The organism is Shewanella mangrovi (genome assembly GCF_000753795.1).
GTDB classification, from domain to species: Bacteria; Pseudomonadota; Gammaproteobacteria; order Enterobacterales; family Shewanellaceae; genus Shewanella; species Shewanella mangrovi.
The window spans coordinates 113,455-129,807 of record NZ_JPEO01000003.1 but is presented as its reverse complement, the minus strand read 5'-3'; the positions used below and the strand labels follow the sequence as shown (position 1 = coordinate 129,807).

Sequence of the window (16,353 nt, the reverse complement as noted above, 5' to 3'; positions counted from 1 at the left end):
GCATGCGTAAGGTAACTATCCTTGCAGCAACAATGCTGCTGGCCTTTACCGGTAGTGCGATTGCTGCTGACAAGTGTCCTATCGACGCTCGTCAATCAAAAGCAGTTGGTGAAAGCACTGGTCGTAAGGTTCAAAAGTCGTTTGAAGCATATCAAAACGGCAACATCGACGAAGCAATCTCAGTGCTGCTCGAAGCTTCACCAAAAGGTGAGTTCGACATCGCTTATGTTTCTCGTATGCTAGGTAACTTCTACGCAGAAAAAGGTCAGATGGATAAATCCATCAAGTATCTGAAAACTGCTGTAGACGCTGACGTTCTTGGTGGTGTTGACCACGCAGCGACACTTCGTTTGTATGCAGATTTGCTGCTGCAAGAGAAGAAATATGAAACTGCGATCAGCTACTACCGTAAGTGGATGGCATTTACCTGTAAGACAGATGCTGTTGTTTATCGTCGTATCGCGATTGCTTATACCGAGCTTAAGCGTTGGGATGATGCGCTGAAGACAGTTGATGAAGGTATCAAGATCTCTGACAAGCCTGACAAAGGTCTGTACCAACTGAAGTTCCAATCTTTGTTTAATATGAAGAAGTACAAGGAAGCAGTTGGTGTTCTTGAAGTGATGGTGCCTATTTTCCCTGACGACAAACGTCTATGGGTTCAGCTGGCTCAGCTGTATCTGCTGATCGAAGACTATGATCATTCGCTGGATACCTATGAGATCGCTTATCAAGCTGGCTATTTAGAGTCATCTGATAACATTGTGCGTTTAGCACAGTTGTTGGCATCTAAAGGCTCAGCGCATCGTGCAGCGGTTATTTTGTCGCAGCACATTAAGTCTGGTCTGGTACCAAAAGACGAAAAACACATGACAATGTTGGCTGGTTTTTATCACCAAGCTAAAGATCTGGACGATGCGGCAACGGCCTATGGTCAAGCTGCGGATCTGGCGAAGAGTGGCGGTGGTAAACTGTATCTGAAACAGGGACGTATTCTGTCTCTGAATCAGAAGTACTCAGCAGCTGTTAGTGTGTTAGAGAAGTCATTGAACGCTGGTATTGATAATCCAGGTGAAGCACAGTTCGAATTGGCACTTGCCTACCTGAACTTGAAAAACTACAAAGCGGCTTATAAGTACGCTCAGTTAGCTTCTAAAGATAGCAAAACCGCGAAAACAGCTAAGAGCTATATGTCTTATATTAAAGACAAAGCCAAGCTGCATAACGTCTCTATCTAAGCAGAGTAAGCTTGTCGAAAAAGCCCCTAAGCTAGGGGCTTTTTTATTGTTTGAAACGTCGTAAATAACGCTAGTGTGTTCTATCACTCGTTAACGTGCTCAGAATGCACTCATGATGTCTGGCATTGTCTGCTTGTTTCTCGGGATGATGTAGTAATTCATCAGCGGTAATGAAGAGTGTTTCAGGTTTTAAGTCTTTTGTGGGTGTGCAAATGCACGCTACCATTTTGCTTTCAAGCGCATCTCCATGTTGGTTACGATAGTCTTGAGAGAATTGTGCGAGCTGTTCATTAATCCGCTCAATAACCCGTTTTGTCCCTTCTTCATCTGTGTTGAATAAACCTACTGCAAACACATGTTGATTCATTCTTGCAAGCATATCGGTGGCGCGTAAAAGGCTTTGTTGTATTTTGGCTGAGTAAAACTCCCGCAAATGAGGAGTCGCAGAGTTTTCATGGATCAACGGGTGAATATACAATAACGATAAGTTTTGTTTGTCGCGTAGATGGCGGAACCACTCGCGGTGAAACACTTCCATAAAGTAAGTTTGATTATAGACACCGGTTTCCGGATCCCTGAAACCGGAGTTATTGAATGAATAGATCATACCGGTTACCTCTGCTCAATTGCCTGTTCATTATAGTCTAGGTGTTGAGTTCGCTGGCGTCGAAGGAGATGAATAATAATGAAAATGGGTCTAGTAGCTATGGCTGTGGTGGCTGTTTTGGGACTTGCGGCTTGCAGTCAACATATGGCAGAGCCTCAGAAAAATGGAACCGGTGTTATGTTGCAGTCAGCAGAGGCGCAGTATTTGGCGTTGGCTGATAAGTTTTTCCAAGAATATCTGAAGCTCGAGCCTCTTTATGCCACGTTTGCCGGTGTTAACAACTATAACGCCGATTTTGGCGGTGACCTCACCGACAGCTATTACCAAGCCATGCATGAACTGAACACTCGTTATTTGCTATCGGTACAAAAGATAGAACGTGCCGCCTTGCCCAAGGATTTGCAGCTTAGTTACGACATGTTTATCTATGATCGACAGGTCGCACTGCAAGGGGAACAGTTTCCCAGTAAGTTACTGCCAATGACGCAGTTTTATAGTTCAGTCATTACGATGGTGCAGCTCGGCAGTGGCGAAAGTGCGCAACCGTTCGCCACCGTAGAGGATTATGAAAACTGGCACCATCGTGTAAAGGGCTTCGTTAAGTGGACCAAGCTGGCACAGCAACGCATGGAGCAAGGTATTGCTCAACATGTCGTTTTGCCGAAGATTTTGGTTCAACGGATCATTCCGCAATTACGTGCGCAGTTAGTGCAAACGCCTGAGCAAAGTATTTTCTATGACCCTATTAAGGCGTTACCAGCGTCATTTAGCGCTCAGCAAAAACAGCAGTTAACGCATGAGTATCAGCTGATGATCAGTGATGAATTGTTGCCAGCCTTAAGTTCGCTTGCTGACTATTTTGAAACGACATACTTGCCTGCTGCGCGTGAAACTGCAGGTTATTGGGATCTGCCTAATGGTAAAGCCTGGTATCAGTATCTGTCTAACTACCATACGACAACGTCAATGTCTGTCGACGAAATCCATCAAATCGGCTTGCAGGAAGTCGCTCGTATCATGGCGGAGATGGATAAAGTGCGCCAGCAAGTCGGGTTTAAAGGGGATTTAAAGGCCTTCTTTGCCTCGTTATCTTCAGAGCCGCAGTATTTCTATCAAACGCCCGATGCTTTGATTAAAGGCTATGACGCAGTTAAGACCCGCATTAATGCGGTGTTACCTCAGTATTTCAATGTGATGCCGAAAGCCGATTATATTGTGAAGCCAGTAGAGGCCTTCCGAGAGCAATCTGCGGCAGGCGCATCTTATGAAGGGCCTGCCGTTGATGGCAGCCGTCCCGGGGTTTTCTACATCAATACCTACAACTTGCATGCCCAGCCTAAGTGGGGGATGACGACGTTGTCGTTGCATGAAGCGTCGCCTGGCCACCATTTTCAAATTTCGATTAAGCAAGAGCTGGAGCACGTGCCGCAGTTTCAACGGTTTGGCAGTTACACCGCTTTCGAAGAAGGTTGGGCGTTGTACTCAGAATATCTCGGCATAGAAATGGGCATGTTCAAAGACCCTTACCAATACTTTGGGAAGTTATCTGACGAAATGCTGCGCGCTATGCGTTTAGTCGTTGATACAGGGATGCACGCAAAGCATTGGACGCGAGAGCAAGCCATTCAGTACATGAAAGATAATTCGCCGATGGCGGAAAGCGACATTGTTGCGGAAGTTGAGCGCTATATGGCGATTCCAGGACAAGCGTTATCTTATAAAGTCGGGCAACTGAAAATTCTTTCTCTGCGGCATAAGGCAGAGCAGGCTTTAGGAAATAAGTTTGACTTAAAGGCATTCCATGATCAGTTGCTTACCACCGGCTCATTACCGCTGGCGGTAATGGAAACTAAAATCGATAGCTGGATAGCTGCGCAGCAATAATGTTAAAACGCCGTCGTCAGACGGCGTTTTGCTATGTTATGGTCATGAGCATTCGTTCTTCAAAACTGCTTGTATGATGGCTGACATTACTATTTCTTCCCCAAGACTGATTTTGCGCACTATGTGCGAGGCTGACTGGCCGCTATTTTTACGATTAAATTCTGATAAGCACATAAATCGCTATATTCGCGATGTTGAGCCGGAACCTATGCTCAGAGAAAAATTTCAGGCGCGCTGTGCTGGGGAAGATTTTTATGTCGACGATTGGCTATCATTTACCCTCGAACTTAATGGTGAACCTATCGGATTAATGGGATTAAGCTGCGTAGATGAAGAGTTGCAGCAGGCGGAAGTCGGTTATCTGTTGGCGCCCGAATATCATGGCCACGGTTATGCTAGCGAAGCGTTAAAGACGTTGGTCAACTGGGCGAAGGTGTATTTCGAACTTCATAAGGTTATCGGTCGCTGTGTTGCGGGCAATCAAGCGTCTGCCAGCGTACTGGAAAAGTGTGGTTTCCAACTTGAGGGACGGTTACGCCACAATCATCGCATTGCGGGTCAATGGTGTGATGATCTTTACTATGGGCTATTGCTAGATGATGGCTCCTCGACGTCATGATTGCTATAATCCGTGCAATTTTTCTAGATGGATACCACAGTGGCAACTTTCACTGAATTTTACTTACGCGCAGACGAAGAATTTATTGAACTGTATAAAATTCTTAAGGCGGAAGGGCTTACTCAGGACGGCGCACAAGCGAAAATTGCCGTTGCTGACGGACTGGTCAAGGTTAACGGCGAAGTAGAAACTCGCAAACGTAAAAAAATATACGCGGGTGACCGCATTGAATTCGCTGGCAGCAGTATTCAAGTGCTTGCCGTAGCTGGCGCAGTTGAGGAATCAAGTATGCAATTTCCTGATGACGATAATGGCCAAATGTTGAAGGCGATGGCCGACGCCGGTATGGACTTAAGCCAATCGCTAGATATCGATTTTTTCTTGGTGTTCGAAGATCGCCGTGATGCAGAATCGGCACTGGAAGATTTGACCGCGAACGATGAATCTGGCGAGCTCGAACTGCAATTTAATGAAGAAGTCGAAAAGTGGGAAATTATCGCCACCTTCAACATGGTGCCTGAATATAATGCGATTTTAGCCAAGGAAACCGCGTTAAATAGCTTCGCTGCCGAGTTTGATGGTATGACCGATGGCTGGGGCGTGATGCAACATCAAGAAGGTGATGAATTTGCCGGTGATGATGAGCACGAGTGTGACGAGCACTGCCACCACTAATCGCTATTACGATATCGCTTGTCGAAAAGCCACCAACAGGGTGGCTTTTTTTATTGGCGCTGCCTTTGCGTTTTGGGCAGAAAAGCTCTCTAATAGCGAATCAACTCTAATAACCAAAATATGCCTTAATGGACATTCAGCTTACTCTGCAACTGGTGTTGCTTCTCTTTTTTGTCGCGTTTGTGGCAGGGTTTATCGACTCCATTGCCGGGGGCGGCGGACTGATCACTATCCCGGCGTTAATGTGGCTTGGGCTGCCACCGGCGGCCGCACTGGCAACCAACAAATTGCAGGCGTGCGGCGGTAGCTTTTTCGCTAGCGTGTATTTTGTGCGCAAGGGCATGGTCAAGCTTGCGGATATGAAACTGGCAATTATCTGCGCGCTTGTTGGTTCGGCGGTTGGCACCATTGCCGTGCAACTTGTCGACGGCGGAGTACTTAAAATGGTGTTGCCATTTTTGATCTTGGCTATCGGTTGTTATTTTTTATTTTCAAAAAAAGTATCGGATGACGATAGCGCACGGGTGCTTAAGCCTGGGGCGTTTGCACTGACTATCGGTTTAGGCGTGGGCGTCTATGATGGCTTTTTTGGCCCGGGAACAGGGAGCTTTTTCGCACTGGGGTTTGTCACGTTAGCTGGATTTGGGATCGCCAAAGCGACCGCACACGCCAAAGTGATGAACTTTGCCACCAATATTTCATCGTTAGTATTTTTTACTCTTGGCGGAAAAGTGGTGTGGAGTATGGGGCTGATTATGTTGGTCGGGCAGGGGCTTGGTGCCACTTTAGGCTCTCGCTTAGTGATTAGCAAAGGCACCAAGTTAATTAAGCCATTAGTGGTGACAATGTCACTATTGATGAGTGTTAAGCTGTTAGCCGAGCAATATCATCTGCAACCGTTTTAACGTCGTAGTAAGCACAAGGAAGCGAACAAGTTAATGAAGTTTATTCATACCTCTGACTGGCATCTTGGTCGGCAACTGCACGGCGAGTCCCTCATAGAACAACAGCGTCTGGCACTAAGCCAAATCAGCCAATTAGCGGTTGAACACCAAGTTGACGCACTTATTATCGCCGGTGATATCTATGACCGCGCTATTCCACCTGCCAGCGCAGTAACACTGCTATCTGATTTTCTTGATGAAATTATAGCCGAGCACCATATTCCCGTTGTCCTTACCGCTGGTAACCATGACAGCGCTGACCGTCTCGGGTTTGCGGCGAAACAGATGACGGGAAGCGGATTACATATTATGGGTAATCTCACTGCAGAATTAACGCCGATTCGACTGCAAGGGAAAACGGCGGATGCGTGGTTTTATCCCATTTCTTATGCAGAGCCTTCTGTTGTGCGGCATCTGCTCGAAGATGACAGCATCAGCAGTCACGAACAAGCAATGGCAGCGCTACTCGAACAGGCGAGCAATCACGATAGCCAAGGCTTGGCTAAAGTCGTCATTGCGCATTGTTTTTTAGACGGCAGCAGTGAATCTGAGTCTGAGCGACCGCTGAGCATTGGCGGTGCTGACCGTATTTCACCGGAGTTATTCGCGCCGTTTGATTACGCTGCACTTGGACACTTGCACGGGCCGCAGTATCGTGGTGAAGCCCATGTCAGGTATAGCGGTTCACCGCTGAAATATTCGTTTAGTGAAGCCAATCAACGCAAGTCCATTACCTTAGTCGAGTTGCAGCCGCAACAGCCTGCCAACATTACCTTGCTGCCGATCACCGCCGCCCGCGATGTTCGTATCATTCAAGGGAGTTTGCAGCAGCTTCTTGATGATGCCAAAGATGATCCTCATGCAGAGGATTATCTAATGGTGCGTTTAAGCGACACTCACGCGTTGCTTGACCCGATGGGGAAACTGCGTAGTCGTTATCCAAATGTGCTGCATCTTGAACGTACCGGGTTAATGGCACAACAAGCAGATCGTGAAATTGGCCGTGAACGTATTAAAAAAGGTGAACTGGAAATGTTCAGCGATTTCTTTGCGCAAGTAGCTGGCGCGCCGCTGACTGATGCGCAGCAACAACATCTGCATGGGTTGTTAGATGAGCTGCATCAGGGAGAAGACGCATGAAGCCAGTACAGTTGTCTATGAGCGCATTTGGGCCGTTTGCTGATAAGCAAGTTATCAATTTCTCCGAGCTTGGCAACAATCCGTTGTTTTTAATTAACGGTCCCACAGGCGCTGGGAAAACCAGTATTCTCGATGCGATCTGTTTTGCGCTTTACGGCAAAACAACCGGCAATGAACGCGAAGCGCCGCAGATGCGCTGTGATTATGCCGATGAAAGTTTGCTAACCGCCGTGGAATTTGAATTTGAGTTGGGAGAACGGCGCTATCGCATAAAACGCATTCCCGACCAACAACGTCCTAAAGCCCGTGGTGACGGTTACACTAGTCAAAATGCAGAAGCAGAATTATTGCGCATCAATAGCGATGCCAGCACAGAATTGCTGGTAGCAAGTAAAGTCTCGGAAGCCACTAGCATGATTGAAGAGCTGACTGGGCTCGATGTCGATCAGTTCCGCCAGGTGATGGTATTGCCGCAAGGTAAGTTCCGCGAGCTGTTATTGGCAGACTCCAAAGCGCGGGAAAAGATTTTCAGTCAGCTTTTTCAAACGAGTATTTATAGCCGTATTGAAGAACGTTTGAAGTTACAGGCGGCCACTATTCGCAAGGACGCCCATGATTTAGAACAAAAGCGGCTTGGTATTTTGGAAACGGCTGGCGTTGAGTCCATCGATGCGTTGACGCAAACCCTTAAAGACTTAACTCCTGAGTTCGAACAGGCGAAATCACAGCGACAGCGACTCAGTAGCGCGGTAGAGCAAGCTGCAAAGCAACTCGAACAAGGTAAACAGTTAACTGCGGAACTGGCTGAAAAAAGTCGTCTAGCCACTCAATTACAGCGGGAACAGGCGCGCCAAGCGGAAATGGACGGCTTAAAACAACGGCTGAATTTGGCGCAGTTAGCGCAACAAGTACTTCCTGTCTATCGTCAGCAGCAACAGCGTAGTCAGGAACTCGCGCAGCAGCAACAAGTGCTTAAGAATGCACAGCAGCAATTACAGCGTGCATCACAAGCGAAATCTGATGCGGAAAAACAGGCTGAAAACTTGCCGACGCTTGATGTCCAATTGCAGCAATGCCGCGCCGCACAGCAGCAAGCTGAGCAGATTAACCCCGTGCTGGAGAGTTACTATCAGCAGCAGCAACAGCTGGACGATGCTCAGCTAAAGCGACAGCAGGCTGAGCGCAATCAACATACTGCACAACAACGGCTACAGCAGTTGCTGCTGCAAAAAACGCAGAACGTGGACACGATACAGCAGCTACAGCAACAAGTGAGACAGTTACCCGCTTTGCAAGAGCAGCAATATCAGTGGCAGCGGCAATGTGAACAGGGCAAGCAGATAGTTGACCTGCAGCATCAGCTGCAGCAATTCCAGCAACAGCTGGCACAAAAGACCCTGCAGGGGAAACAGGCCAAAAGTAACTTAGATGAGGCGGAGCATCGATTAAAAGCGCTGCGGCTGCAATGGCATCAGGGACAAGCTGCATTGTTGGCGGCGCAATTAAGCCCCGATATGCCGTGCCCAGTGTGCGGCAGTCTACAGCATCCGTCACCAGCGCACAGCGATGTCGCCATACCGGATGAACAGCAGTTAGAGCATGCGCAGCAATTGGTAGAAGCCAAACGCAGTGAATATGAAACGCAGCGCAGTGATTATCGTAATATTCTCGATAAAATTGCTCATATTGAACAGCAACTTAAACCATTGATGCAGGCGTTATCCATTGAGGGTGATAGTCCTGTGCCGCTGACTGAATGGCAACACAGATTAACTGAGTTACAGCAGCAGCTTACCCAAATCCAGCGAGCGGATCAGCAGCTGGAATCGCAACAACAAGGGTTGGCAAAGGTAGAACAGCAACTGACACAGCAGCAGCAACAGCTAAATAGCGCCCAACAGCAGCTGAGCGAGCAGCAGAGTCAGTGCAGTAGCTTAGCTGGTGCATTGCAGGAAAATCAGCGACGTTTACCCGCAGAACTACAAGGTTTAACGGCAAATGCAGCGCTCAAGCAGCTTGGGGAACAACTTAGTGCGTTAAGCCAACAACAGACGACCCTGATGCAGCAAATGCAGCATATTCAGCAAGCTCAGCAACAAACTGCTCAGCAGTTGGCAGAGGCTCAAAGTGCCCTGAACGAACGCGAACAGCAACTTACCCAAGCGCAACGCTATAGCGAACAAGCGCAGCAGGAGTTCATCAGCGCGTTGCAGCAAAGCGGATTTAGCGATACTGATGCATTAAAGCAGGCGCAGCTTGATGCCGCTTTGCAACTGCAGATTGCACAGCAAATTGAGCAATGGCAGCAACAATGTCATTCACTGTCCGGCCAATTAGAGGCGTTACAGCAGAAACTCAAAGATGCTACTCAGCCAGACCTAAGTGCATTGACGGCAGCGCTTGAGACACAACAGCAAGCGTTGCTCGCTGCTGATGAGCAGTTCCAATTGCTCAATAGTCGGATTACAAATCTCAGCAACTGCCAGCAAAAACTGGCAGCAGATGCGAAAGCGTTAGCGGCCTTAGAAAGCCGTTTTGCTGTGGTTGGCACCCTGTCCGATGTCGCCAATGGTAATAACCAGAGCAAACTCAGTTTGCAGCGCTTTGTGTTGAGTGTGTTGCTGGACGATGTATTGTTGGACGCGTCTGAACGGCTAGCAAGAATGAGCAAAGGCCGCTATCGCTTGCTGCGTAAGGAAGAGCGGGCCAAAGGGAACCGGGCGTCAGGTTTAGATTTAGAAGTTGAAGATGCTTACAGCGGTAAAGTGCGCCCAGTAGCCACCTTAAGTGGTGGTGAGAGTTTTATGGCCGCCTTATCGTTAGCGCTGGGTTTGAGCAACGTGGTGCAGGCTTATGCTGGCGGCATCAAGCTGGATACTCTGTTTATTGATGAGGGCTTTGGTAGTCTGGATCAGGATTCACTGGAACTCGCCATTCGGACCTTAATCGACCTACAAGCCAGTGGCCGCATGATTGGCGTGATTTCTCACGTGACGGAGATGAAAGAGCAGATCCTCACACGAGTCGATGTATTGAAACAGGCGCGCGGCAGTGTTATTCGGCTGGAATGTGCTTAATTTCGCAAAATTCAGTATAAAAAGTCAGCAATTGGCAACGGAACAAGCTTTAGCCTTGTTTATTGCGTTCGATCTGATATAACTCTGTAGGTTCGGTGCTGCCACAAACAGCGTGGCAGCAAGTCTTTTACCGTTAATCACCCTAGGAGACGCAGGTTGCAAACAGAGAAGTTTTTTGGGTTTAGCAGTTATACCGCCCGTTTGCAGGCACTGCCATCTCTTCACCGTAAGACACTGTTAATCACTGGTTTTTGTTTAGCTGCTGCGATGTTGTGGCCAAACTCTCAATCTGGGCATATTGCCAGTGTTGGCAACAGAATTCCGTTAGAACTCGATTTTAGTCGCTTTATTCCACAGCACGGCGGAGAAATGGCTGAGGTCGTGACCAATGCGCCAAGTTTTGTGCATAAAATTGAATCGGGTGACACGCTAAGTGCGTTGTTTTCGCAAGCGGGTGTCGATCAGCAAACCATGTACAAGGTGCTAGAAGCCGATCTCAATATTCTGGCATTAGATACCCTGATGCCAGGTAACCGGATTAGTTTCTGGACCGATGAACAGCAGCAGTTGACCAAATTAGAGCTGCATTTTAATGCCGCGCGACAAGTGGTGTTTAGCCGTTATGATGACGGTAGCTATGAGGTCAAAGAGATTAATGTGCCCGGCAACTGGCAAGACCGTATTGTCAGTGGCGCGATCAACGGTTCTTTCTACCGTTCAGCCGAAAAAGTGGGTTTAAGCGCCGGAGAAATTCAGCGCGTTGAAATGCTGCTCAAAGACAAGGTGAACTTTGCCCGTGATTTACGTGCAGGAGATACCTTTTCTGTTCTGCTTAAAGATCAATTCGTTGAAGGCGAATCGACTGGTAATAGCCAGTTATTAGGTATTAGCATTCATAACGGCCGCAACGATATTACTGCCTTCCAAGATGCAGACGGTAACTTTTATGATGAAAACGGCGCTAGCTTAGTACGGGCGTTCCAGCGTTATCCGCTCGCGAGAGCTTATCGTGTCAGTTCGGGTTTTAACCCTCATCGTCACCATCCGGTTACCGGTCGTACGTCGCCGCATAACGGTACTGACTTTGCTACACCAATCGGTACCAAGGTCGAAGCAACTGGCGATGGCGTAGTGAAATTGGTGACCAATCACCCTTATGCGGGCCGTTACGTGGTGATTGAGCATGACAGCAAATACACCACTCGTTATCTGCATCTGTCCAAAGTGATGGTGCACAAAGGCCAGCGGGTCAGTCGTGGTCAAGTGATTGCGTTGTCGGGCAACACTGGGCGTGTGACCGGGCCACATCTGCATTATGAGTTCCATATTAATGGGCATCCGGTCAATCCGTTGACTGCAAAAATTCCTATGGCGAGTCATTTGGATAAAAAGCAGTTGTTGGCGTTCAAGTCTTTGGTGGAACAACGACGCCATATTATGAATCTCGGCTGAGTCGACCCAGACGATAAAATCCTCGCAACTTGCGGGGATTTTTTGTTTTGATGGCGACAATTTTCGAGGGCAAGGATTTGCTCACTAATCAATGCCTTGTTAGGCTTATAGCGTTGAAATTATCTAACGAGGCTTCCATGACCCGCTACCTGCTGCTGATTTTCCTTAGTTTGGCTTTTTCCACCCTAGCGGCAGAAGAGCCAAAGACAGTGCCTTACTCACAGCAAAGTCTCTACGACAAGCCGTTGATGGAACGCTATGTGATGGATGAGCTGAAATCGTTGCGGCAGGATCAGCAATCGTTGGAAAAGCGTGTGACGCGGCAGATCACTGACCGTGAATTGGCAGTAGCCGACAAATCGATGAACTATGCCAACGTAACTGTGACGTACTTCTTTTACTTGATTGCCGCCGCGGCTTCGTTAATTGCGCTGGTGGGCTGGCAGTCGTTGCGTGATATTCGGGTTAATACCCAAAAAATGGCCAATCAGAAACTTGATGAAATTGCCGTTCGCTATGAGAAGAAGTTTCAGGATATGGAGCGTGAGCTTAAGCGTAAATCCCGCATTATCAGCGAAAACAACAAAGAGATTGAACGCATTAATGAAATCCACAACCTGTGGATCCGGGCGCAGCACTCGCAAACGCCAGAGCAGAAAATTGAAATCTATAACGAGATTCTGAAAATTCGTCCCGGGGATTTGGAAGCATTAACCTATATGGCCGACGCTGCGATGGAAATGGGAGAATATCACTGGGCGCTGAGTATCTGTAATCGCGTGCTGGAAGTCGATCAGCAAAACGCGAATGCGCTATATCAACGGGCCTGTGCATACACCAAACTCGGCGCCGATGAGCAGGCGATTTCTGATCTGGAATTGGCTGTGGATTTTAGTGCTTCATTGTCTGAGGCTGCCAAAGAAGAGAAGGACTTTGAAGGACTGCATGGTTATCAGCGTTTTGAGAAAATTATTGCTGACGATAATAACGAGAAGAATTAAGCCTGATACGGGTCTTCACCCGCTTCGGCGAGGGTAAGGTATAAGCGCAGTTCAAATTCCAACTGGTGGTAATCCGGCTCCATGTACATGCACAGCTTGTAAAATGCTTTGTTGTGCTCCTTCTCGCGCAAATGCGCCAATTCGTGTACTACCAACATTCGCAAAAAGCTTTCGGGCACAAACTTGAGTTTGGACGAGATACGTATTTCGTTTTTACTCTTGATTTTGTGTCCTTGGCGACGGGCGGCGTAGGTGTGTAGCCCTAACGCCTGATGACTTAAACTAATTTTGTCATCAAAGCAGACCTTGGCCAGCGGCGATGATTGGCGCAGATACTGATTTTTAATTGCCATCGTATATTCGTACAGTGCTTTATCACTGCGAATTTGATGAACCTCTGGATGGCGCTTGAGCAGGTATGCGCCCAACTTCCCTTGTGCTTGAAGTTGGGCAACTTGCGCTTGGATCTCAGGGCTGTAATGGCCGAGATAGTCGGTCGCCAAGGCGTTATTAGTCCTTGCTGTAACGCTTGATGTTCAGGTAGGCGTATGCCGCCTCAAACGCTGGTTTTTGAATGCGGCGCAGTTCCAAATATTCAAAGTCGACTTGCAGCGGATTGAGCTTTAACTGCTCTTTCACTTCTGTCTGTTGAATTAATGTGGCTGGCAGATCGCACAGTTGAATTGCCGCTTCCATTTTGAAGCTCCCTGCGGAACCCGCAAATTTGCCTTTCAGCGGACGACTGATTATCACGATTTCGTCGACTTTATAATCTTGCATCAGCTTTTTGAAGGCAAAATGGAATTCTTGAATTGCTTTGTCATCGCTTGCGTTACGCAAACTAATAGAACGACTACGGCATTCAGGTACGTTGAACATCTCACCATCTTCTTGCACCATGCAGATAATGGCTTCGCTGCTGTTAATCTCTACACCACAAACTTTCATTGGTCTTTCCTTTTTGTTTTGCCCAAGACGTTGAGCAAAACAGTGATTCGTTATTGTTTAAGCTGTTATTTGTCGTTGTCGCCAACATCGGGTTTGGTAGGCTTACGGCGCATGGGTGCGTCGCCCACATCCACGGCGGTCATAAAGCGCTTATCGCGGCTGACTGGCTTGTTAGGCTGCTTCTTAGCACTGCGAGGCTTGGTAGCGGACTTGTTTGTTGGGCGTTTGTTAGACGTTTTACGTTCAGGCGCTAAGCCGCTAAAACTTGCTGCTAAGCCGTCGATGCTGGCGCGTTCAATGCTGTGTCCCAGAAATGCTTCTATGCGTTCAAAGGCGCGCCAGTCCTTAGGGCCAACCAGTGAGGCCGCATCACCTTTAGCCCCAGCACGGCCAGTACGTCCGATACGATGAATATATTCTTCGGCGAATTTAGGCATATCAAAATTGACCACTAAGCCCACATTGGTCAGGTCAAGCCCACGAGAGGCAACATCCGTTGTGACGAGCACAGATGTTTGCCCTCGGGCAAATCCATCCATCACCTGATTACGTTTGTTTTGCGCCAATTCACCGCTCAAGCCAATCGCTGAATGCCCCCAACTCTGCACGAGTTGTGACAGTCGCTCAGCATCTACGCGAGTTGCGGTGAAAATAATCGCCTGTTGAAAATTTGATTGTGTCAGCAATTGTTGGAGCAAGGCTTCTTTGTGCGTCAGATTATCCGCCAAGTATAAACGTTGCTGAATATCTGGATTAGCCTCATTGCTGGCACCCACTGCAACATGGCGTGGTTCTTTTAATAGCTCCCCGGCAAGTGCTTGCACTTCTTCATGGGCCAGAGTGGCGGAAAACATGAGCGTTTGGCGCTTGCGGTGATCAGCAGCGCTGTTGATTGCACGCAGTTGTGGGGCAAAGCCTAGGTCAAGCATGCGATCGGCTTCATCTAAAATCAGCAACTCTAAGCCGTTGAGATAAAGGTGGCGTTGCTCAAGATGATCTGCCAATCGGCCTGGGGTGGCGACAATAAAATGAGGACTGCGAGCGAGCGCTTTCGCTTGGTCATTAAAGTTCTCACCGCCCAAAATACTAACGGCTCGATATTGGGTGTTGGCCACCAGAGATCGCAGTTCAGCATATACCTGATTCGCGAGTTCTCGGGTCGGCAACAAAATCAGTACGCGCGGGTCTTGTTTACTCAAGGCCTTAGTGGAGATCACCCGTTGCAATGCTGGCAGCAAAAAGGCAAACGTTTTACCCGAGCCCGTTTTTGACGAGGCCATCAGATCCTTTCCCGCCAATGCTACAGGAATGGCAGCTTCCTGAATTGGAGTCGGCGTATTGATGCCCTGATGCTCCAAAGATTGCAGTAAGCGTCGGTCAAGAGAAAAGTCTGAAAATTGCAAAAGTGAACTCCTATTTTTAGCGGCCGCATATTATAGGCGCTTTTTCCCTGTTTGGGCAGCGCTTATGCCGGATTCGCCCAACTTTCATCACTCACAACCTTTATCAAAGTGTCATGGCAAGAATGTAGGTTAATTCAGCACGTTGAGTTTATGCTAACGTGCCATATAGAATGGCCATTATAGGTCAAATTTACTGCGTGATTCAGGAATTGCCATACATGAATAAGACATCTATGCCCTCAGTGGGGATTGCCTTGGGCAGTGGCGCCGCAAAAGGATGGGCACATATTGGCGTATTGAAGGCGCTGGCAGATATGGGAATTCACCCGCAGAAAATTGCCGGATGTTCTATTGGTGCCTTGGTGGGCGCTGCGTATGCTAATGACCGCCTAGACGAATTGGAAGAGTGGGTTTGCGGCTTTACCAGTTGGCAGGTGTTAGCGCTGATGGATATCAGTTGGCGCCGTGGTGGGCTCATTAGCGGTGATAAAGTGTTTGATGCGATGGAACAGCACCTCGGCGAGTGGAAAATTGAGGAGCTTAAAAAGCCCTTTATTGCGGTATCCGCCGATTTGAACAGTGGTCAGGAGGTGTGGTTTCGCAGTGGCAACTTGCGTAACGCTGTGCGGGCGTCCTGCTCTATGCCGGGGATTATGTCGCCGGTGAAGCAGGGCAAACGTTGGCTTGTTGATGGTGCCGTGGTGAATCCTATACCTGTCTCTGTTGCCAGAGCGATGGGTGTCGATGTGGTGATTGCGGTCGATCTCGCTGGCCATCGCCGTGAAAAGCTGCAGATATTGCCTGTGAATGTGAAGAGTGAATGTAGCAAACAGGATAAAGCGGAAGAGCGACAGCAGTCTGAATCCACCTTTATGGACTTCTTTGCTAAAGGTAAAGACTATATCGGCGGATTAACCCACAAGTTTTCGTCGGGTAACAAACAGCAACCCGGCATGCTGGCGGTGATGTCGCAATCGATGGATATTCTGGAACAGCGTCACAAGCGGGCAAGATTGGTGGGCGATCCACCTGATATATGCATTCTTCCGAAAGTTACCGATATTGGCATGATGGAATTTCACCGGGCGGAAGAGGCCATTAAAGCCGGCTATGACGCAGTTTGTCAGGTTCGCCATCTTATTGAAGCCGCTATCGGCGACGATGAATAACATCTTAGACGATGGTAGTAGCCAAGGCTGATCACCATCGTCAACTATCGCTCTACAACCCGCGAGTCAAGCGCAAAAAACGGATTTTTACACCGTTCCATCAACTATTGAACAGTCGTATTTCTGACTCGTCTAATCATGATCGAGATCAATGTATCCTTGTGTCGTTTGTAGCCTAATTGCCCACATATAGTGT

Annotated in this window: 14 protein-coding genes and 1 pseudogene; 11 read left to right on the top strand and 4 right to left on the bottom strand. The window is 48.1% G+C overall.

Annotated features, from left to right (window positions below; translation table 11 throughout):
- Positions 1-2 precede the first annotated feature (2 nt).
- Complete coding sequence (locus HR45_RS05735; RefSeq protein WP_037440653.1) at positions 3-1,238, top strand: tetratricopeptide repeat protein; 1,236 nt, start codon at positions 3-5, stop codon at positions 1,236-1,238.
- A gap of 70 nt (positions 1,239-1,308) precedes the next feature.
- On the opposite strand, the gene HR45_RS05730 is transcribed toward HR45_RS05735, so the two are convergent.
- The gene (locus HR45_RS05730) at positions 1,309-1,845 is read right to left on the bottom strand and encodes a GGDEF domain-containing protein (protein WP_052074546.1); all 537 of its coding nucleotides are present in this window, start codon (positions 1,843-1,845) and stop codon (positions 1,309-1,311) included.
- Between the two features lie 78 nt (positions 1,846-1,923).
- Between HR45_RS05730 and HR45_RS05725 the strand changes: the two genes are divergently transcribed.
- The 9 genes and pseudogenes from HR45_RS05725 to HR45_RS05690 all read left to right on the top strand — a co-directional run bounded on the left by HR45_RS05725 (position 1,924) and on the right by HR45_RS05690 (position 12,637).
- Entirely contained in the window at positions 1,924-3,729 is a 1,806-nt protein-coding gene (locus HR45_RS05725) for a DUF885 domain-containing protein (RefSeq protein WP_037440650.1), read from the top strand.
- A 73-nt stretch (positions 3,730-3,802) separates the two neighbouring features.
- Positions 3,803-4,348, top strand: a complete 546-nt coding sequence (locus HR45_RS05720; protein WP_052074545.1) for a GNAT family N-acetyltransferase — start codon at positions 3,803-3,805, stop codon at positions 4,346-4,348.
- Between the two features lie 27 nt (positions 4,349-4,375).
- A pseudogene (locus HR45_RS19225) lies at positions 4,376-4,591 on the top strand (RNA-binding S4 domain-containing protein); the annotation flags it as partial.
- A 45-nt stretch (positions 4,592-4,636) separates the two neighbouring features.
- Positions 4,637-5,023: a ribonuclease E inhibitor RraB gene (locus HR45_RS05715; RefSeq protein WP_037441385.1), complete on the top strand. Its 387-nt coding sequence runs from the start codon at positions 4,637-4,639 to the stop codon at positions 5,021-5,023.
- A gap of 128 nt (positions 5,024-5,151) precedes the next feature.
- Positions 5,152-5,928, top strand: coding sequence for a TSUP family transporter (locus HR45_RS05710; RefSeq protein WP_037440647.1), 777 nt, complete (start codon positions 5,152-5,154; stop codon positions 5,926-5,928).
- Between the two features lie 33 nt (positions 5,929-5,961).
- Positions 5,962-7,107 (top strand): exonuclease SbcCD subunit D, encoded by a 1,146-nt coding sequence (locus HR45_RS05705; RefSeq protein WP_037440644.1) that lies wholly within the window; start codon positions 5,962-5,964, stop codon positions 7,105-7,107.
- Positions 7,104-10,184: an AAA family ATPase gene (locus HR45_RS05700; protein WP_037440641.1), complete on the top strand. Its 3,081-nt coding sequence runs from the start codon at positions 7,104-7,106 to the stop codon at positions 10,182-10,184. Before HR45_RS05705 ends, HR45_RS05700 begins: the two co-directional genes overlap by 4 nt.
- 156 nt (positions 10,185-10,340) lie before the next feature.
- Positions 10,341-11,636 (top strand): peptidoglycan DD-metalloendopeptidase family protein, encoded by a 1,296-nt coding sequence (locus HR45_RS05695; RefSeq protein WP_052074544.1) that lies wholly within the window; start codon positions 10,341-10,343, stop codon positions 11,634-11,636.
- A 137-nt stretch (positions 11,637-11,773) separates the two neighbouring features.
- The gene (locus tag HR45_RS05690; RefSeq protein WP_037440639.1) at positions 11,774-12,637 is read left to right on the top strand and encodes a tetratricopeptide repeat protein; all 864 of its coding nucleotides are present in this window, start codon (positions 11,774-11,776) and stop codon (positions 12,635-12,637) included.
- Here HR45_RS05690 and HR45_RS05685 read toward each other — a convergent pair.
- The 3 genes from HR45_RS05685 to HR45_RS05675 form a co-directional block, all read right to left on the bottom strand.
- Positions 12,634-13,140, bottom strand: a complete 507-nt coding sequence (locus tag HR45_RS05685) for a M48 metallopeptidase family protein (protein WP_037440637.1) — start codon at positions 13,138-13,140, stop codon at positions 12,634-12,636. The genes HR45_RS05690 and HR45_RS05685 overlap by 4 nt on opposite strands.
- 7 nt (positions 13,141-13,147) lie before the next feature.
- Positions 13,148-13,585, bottom strand: a complete 438-nt coding sequence (locus HR45_RS05680) for a DUF3010 family protein (RefSeq protein ID WP_037440635.1) — start codon at positions 13,583-13,585, stop codon at positions 13,148-13,150.
- A gap of 65 nt (positions 13,586-13,650) precedes the next feature.
- A complete protein-coding gene (locus tag HR45_RS05675) occupies positions 13,651-14,988 on the bottom strand; it encodes a DEAD/DEAH box helicase (RefSeq protein WP_037440632.1) in 1,338 nt (445 codons plus the stop codon).
- A 218-nt stretch (positions 14,989-15,206) separates the two neighbouring features.
- Here HR45_RS05675 and rssA point away from each other — a divergent pair, with 218 nt between their 5' ends.
- A complete protein-coding gene (gene rssA / locus HR45_RS05670) occupies positions 15,207-16,157 on the top strand; it encodes a patatin-like phospholipase RssA (protein ID WP_037440628.1) in 951 nt (316 codons plus the stop codon).
- Positions 16,158-16,353: the final 196 nt, after the last annotated feature.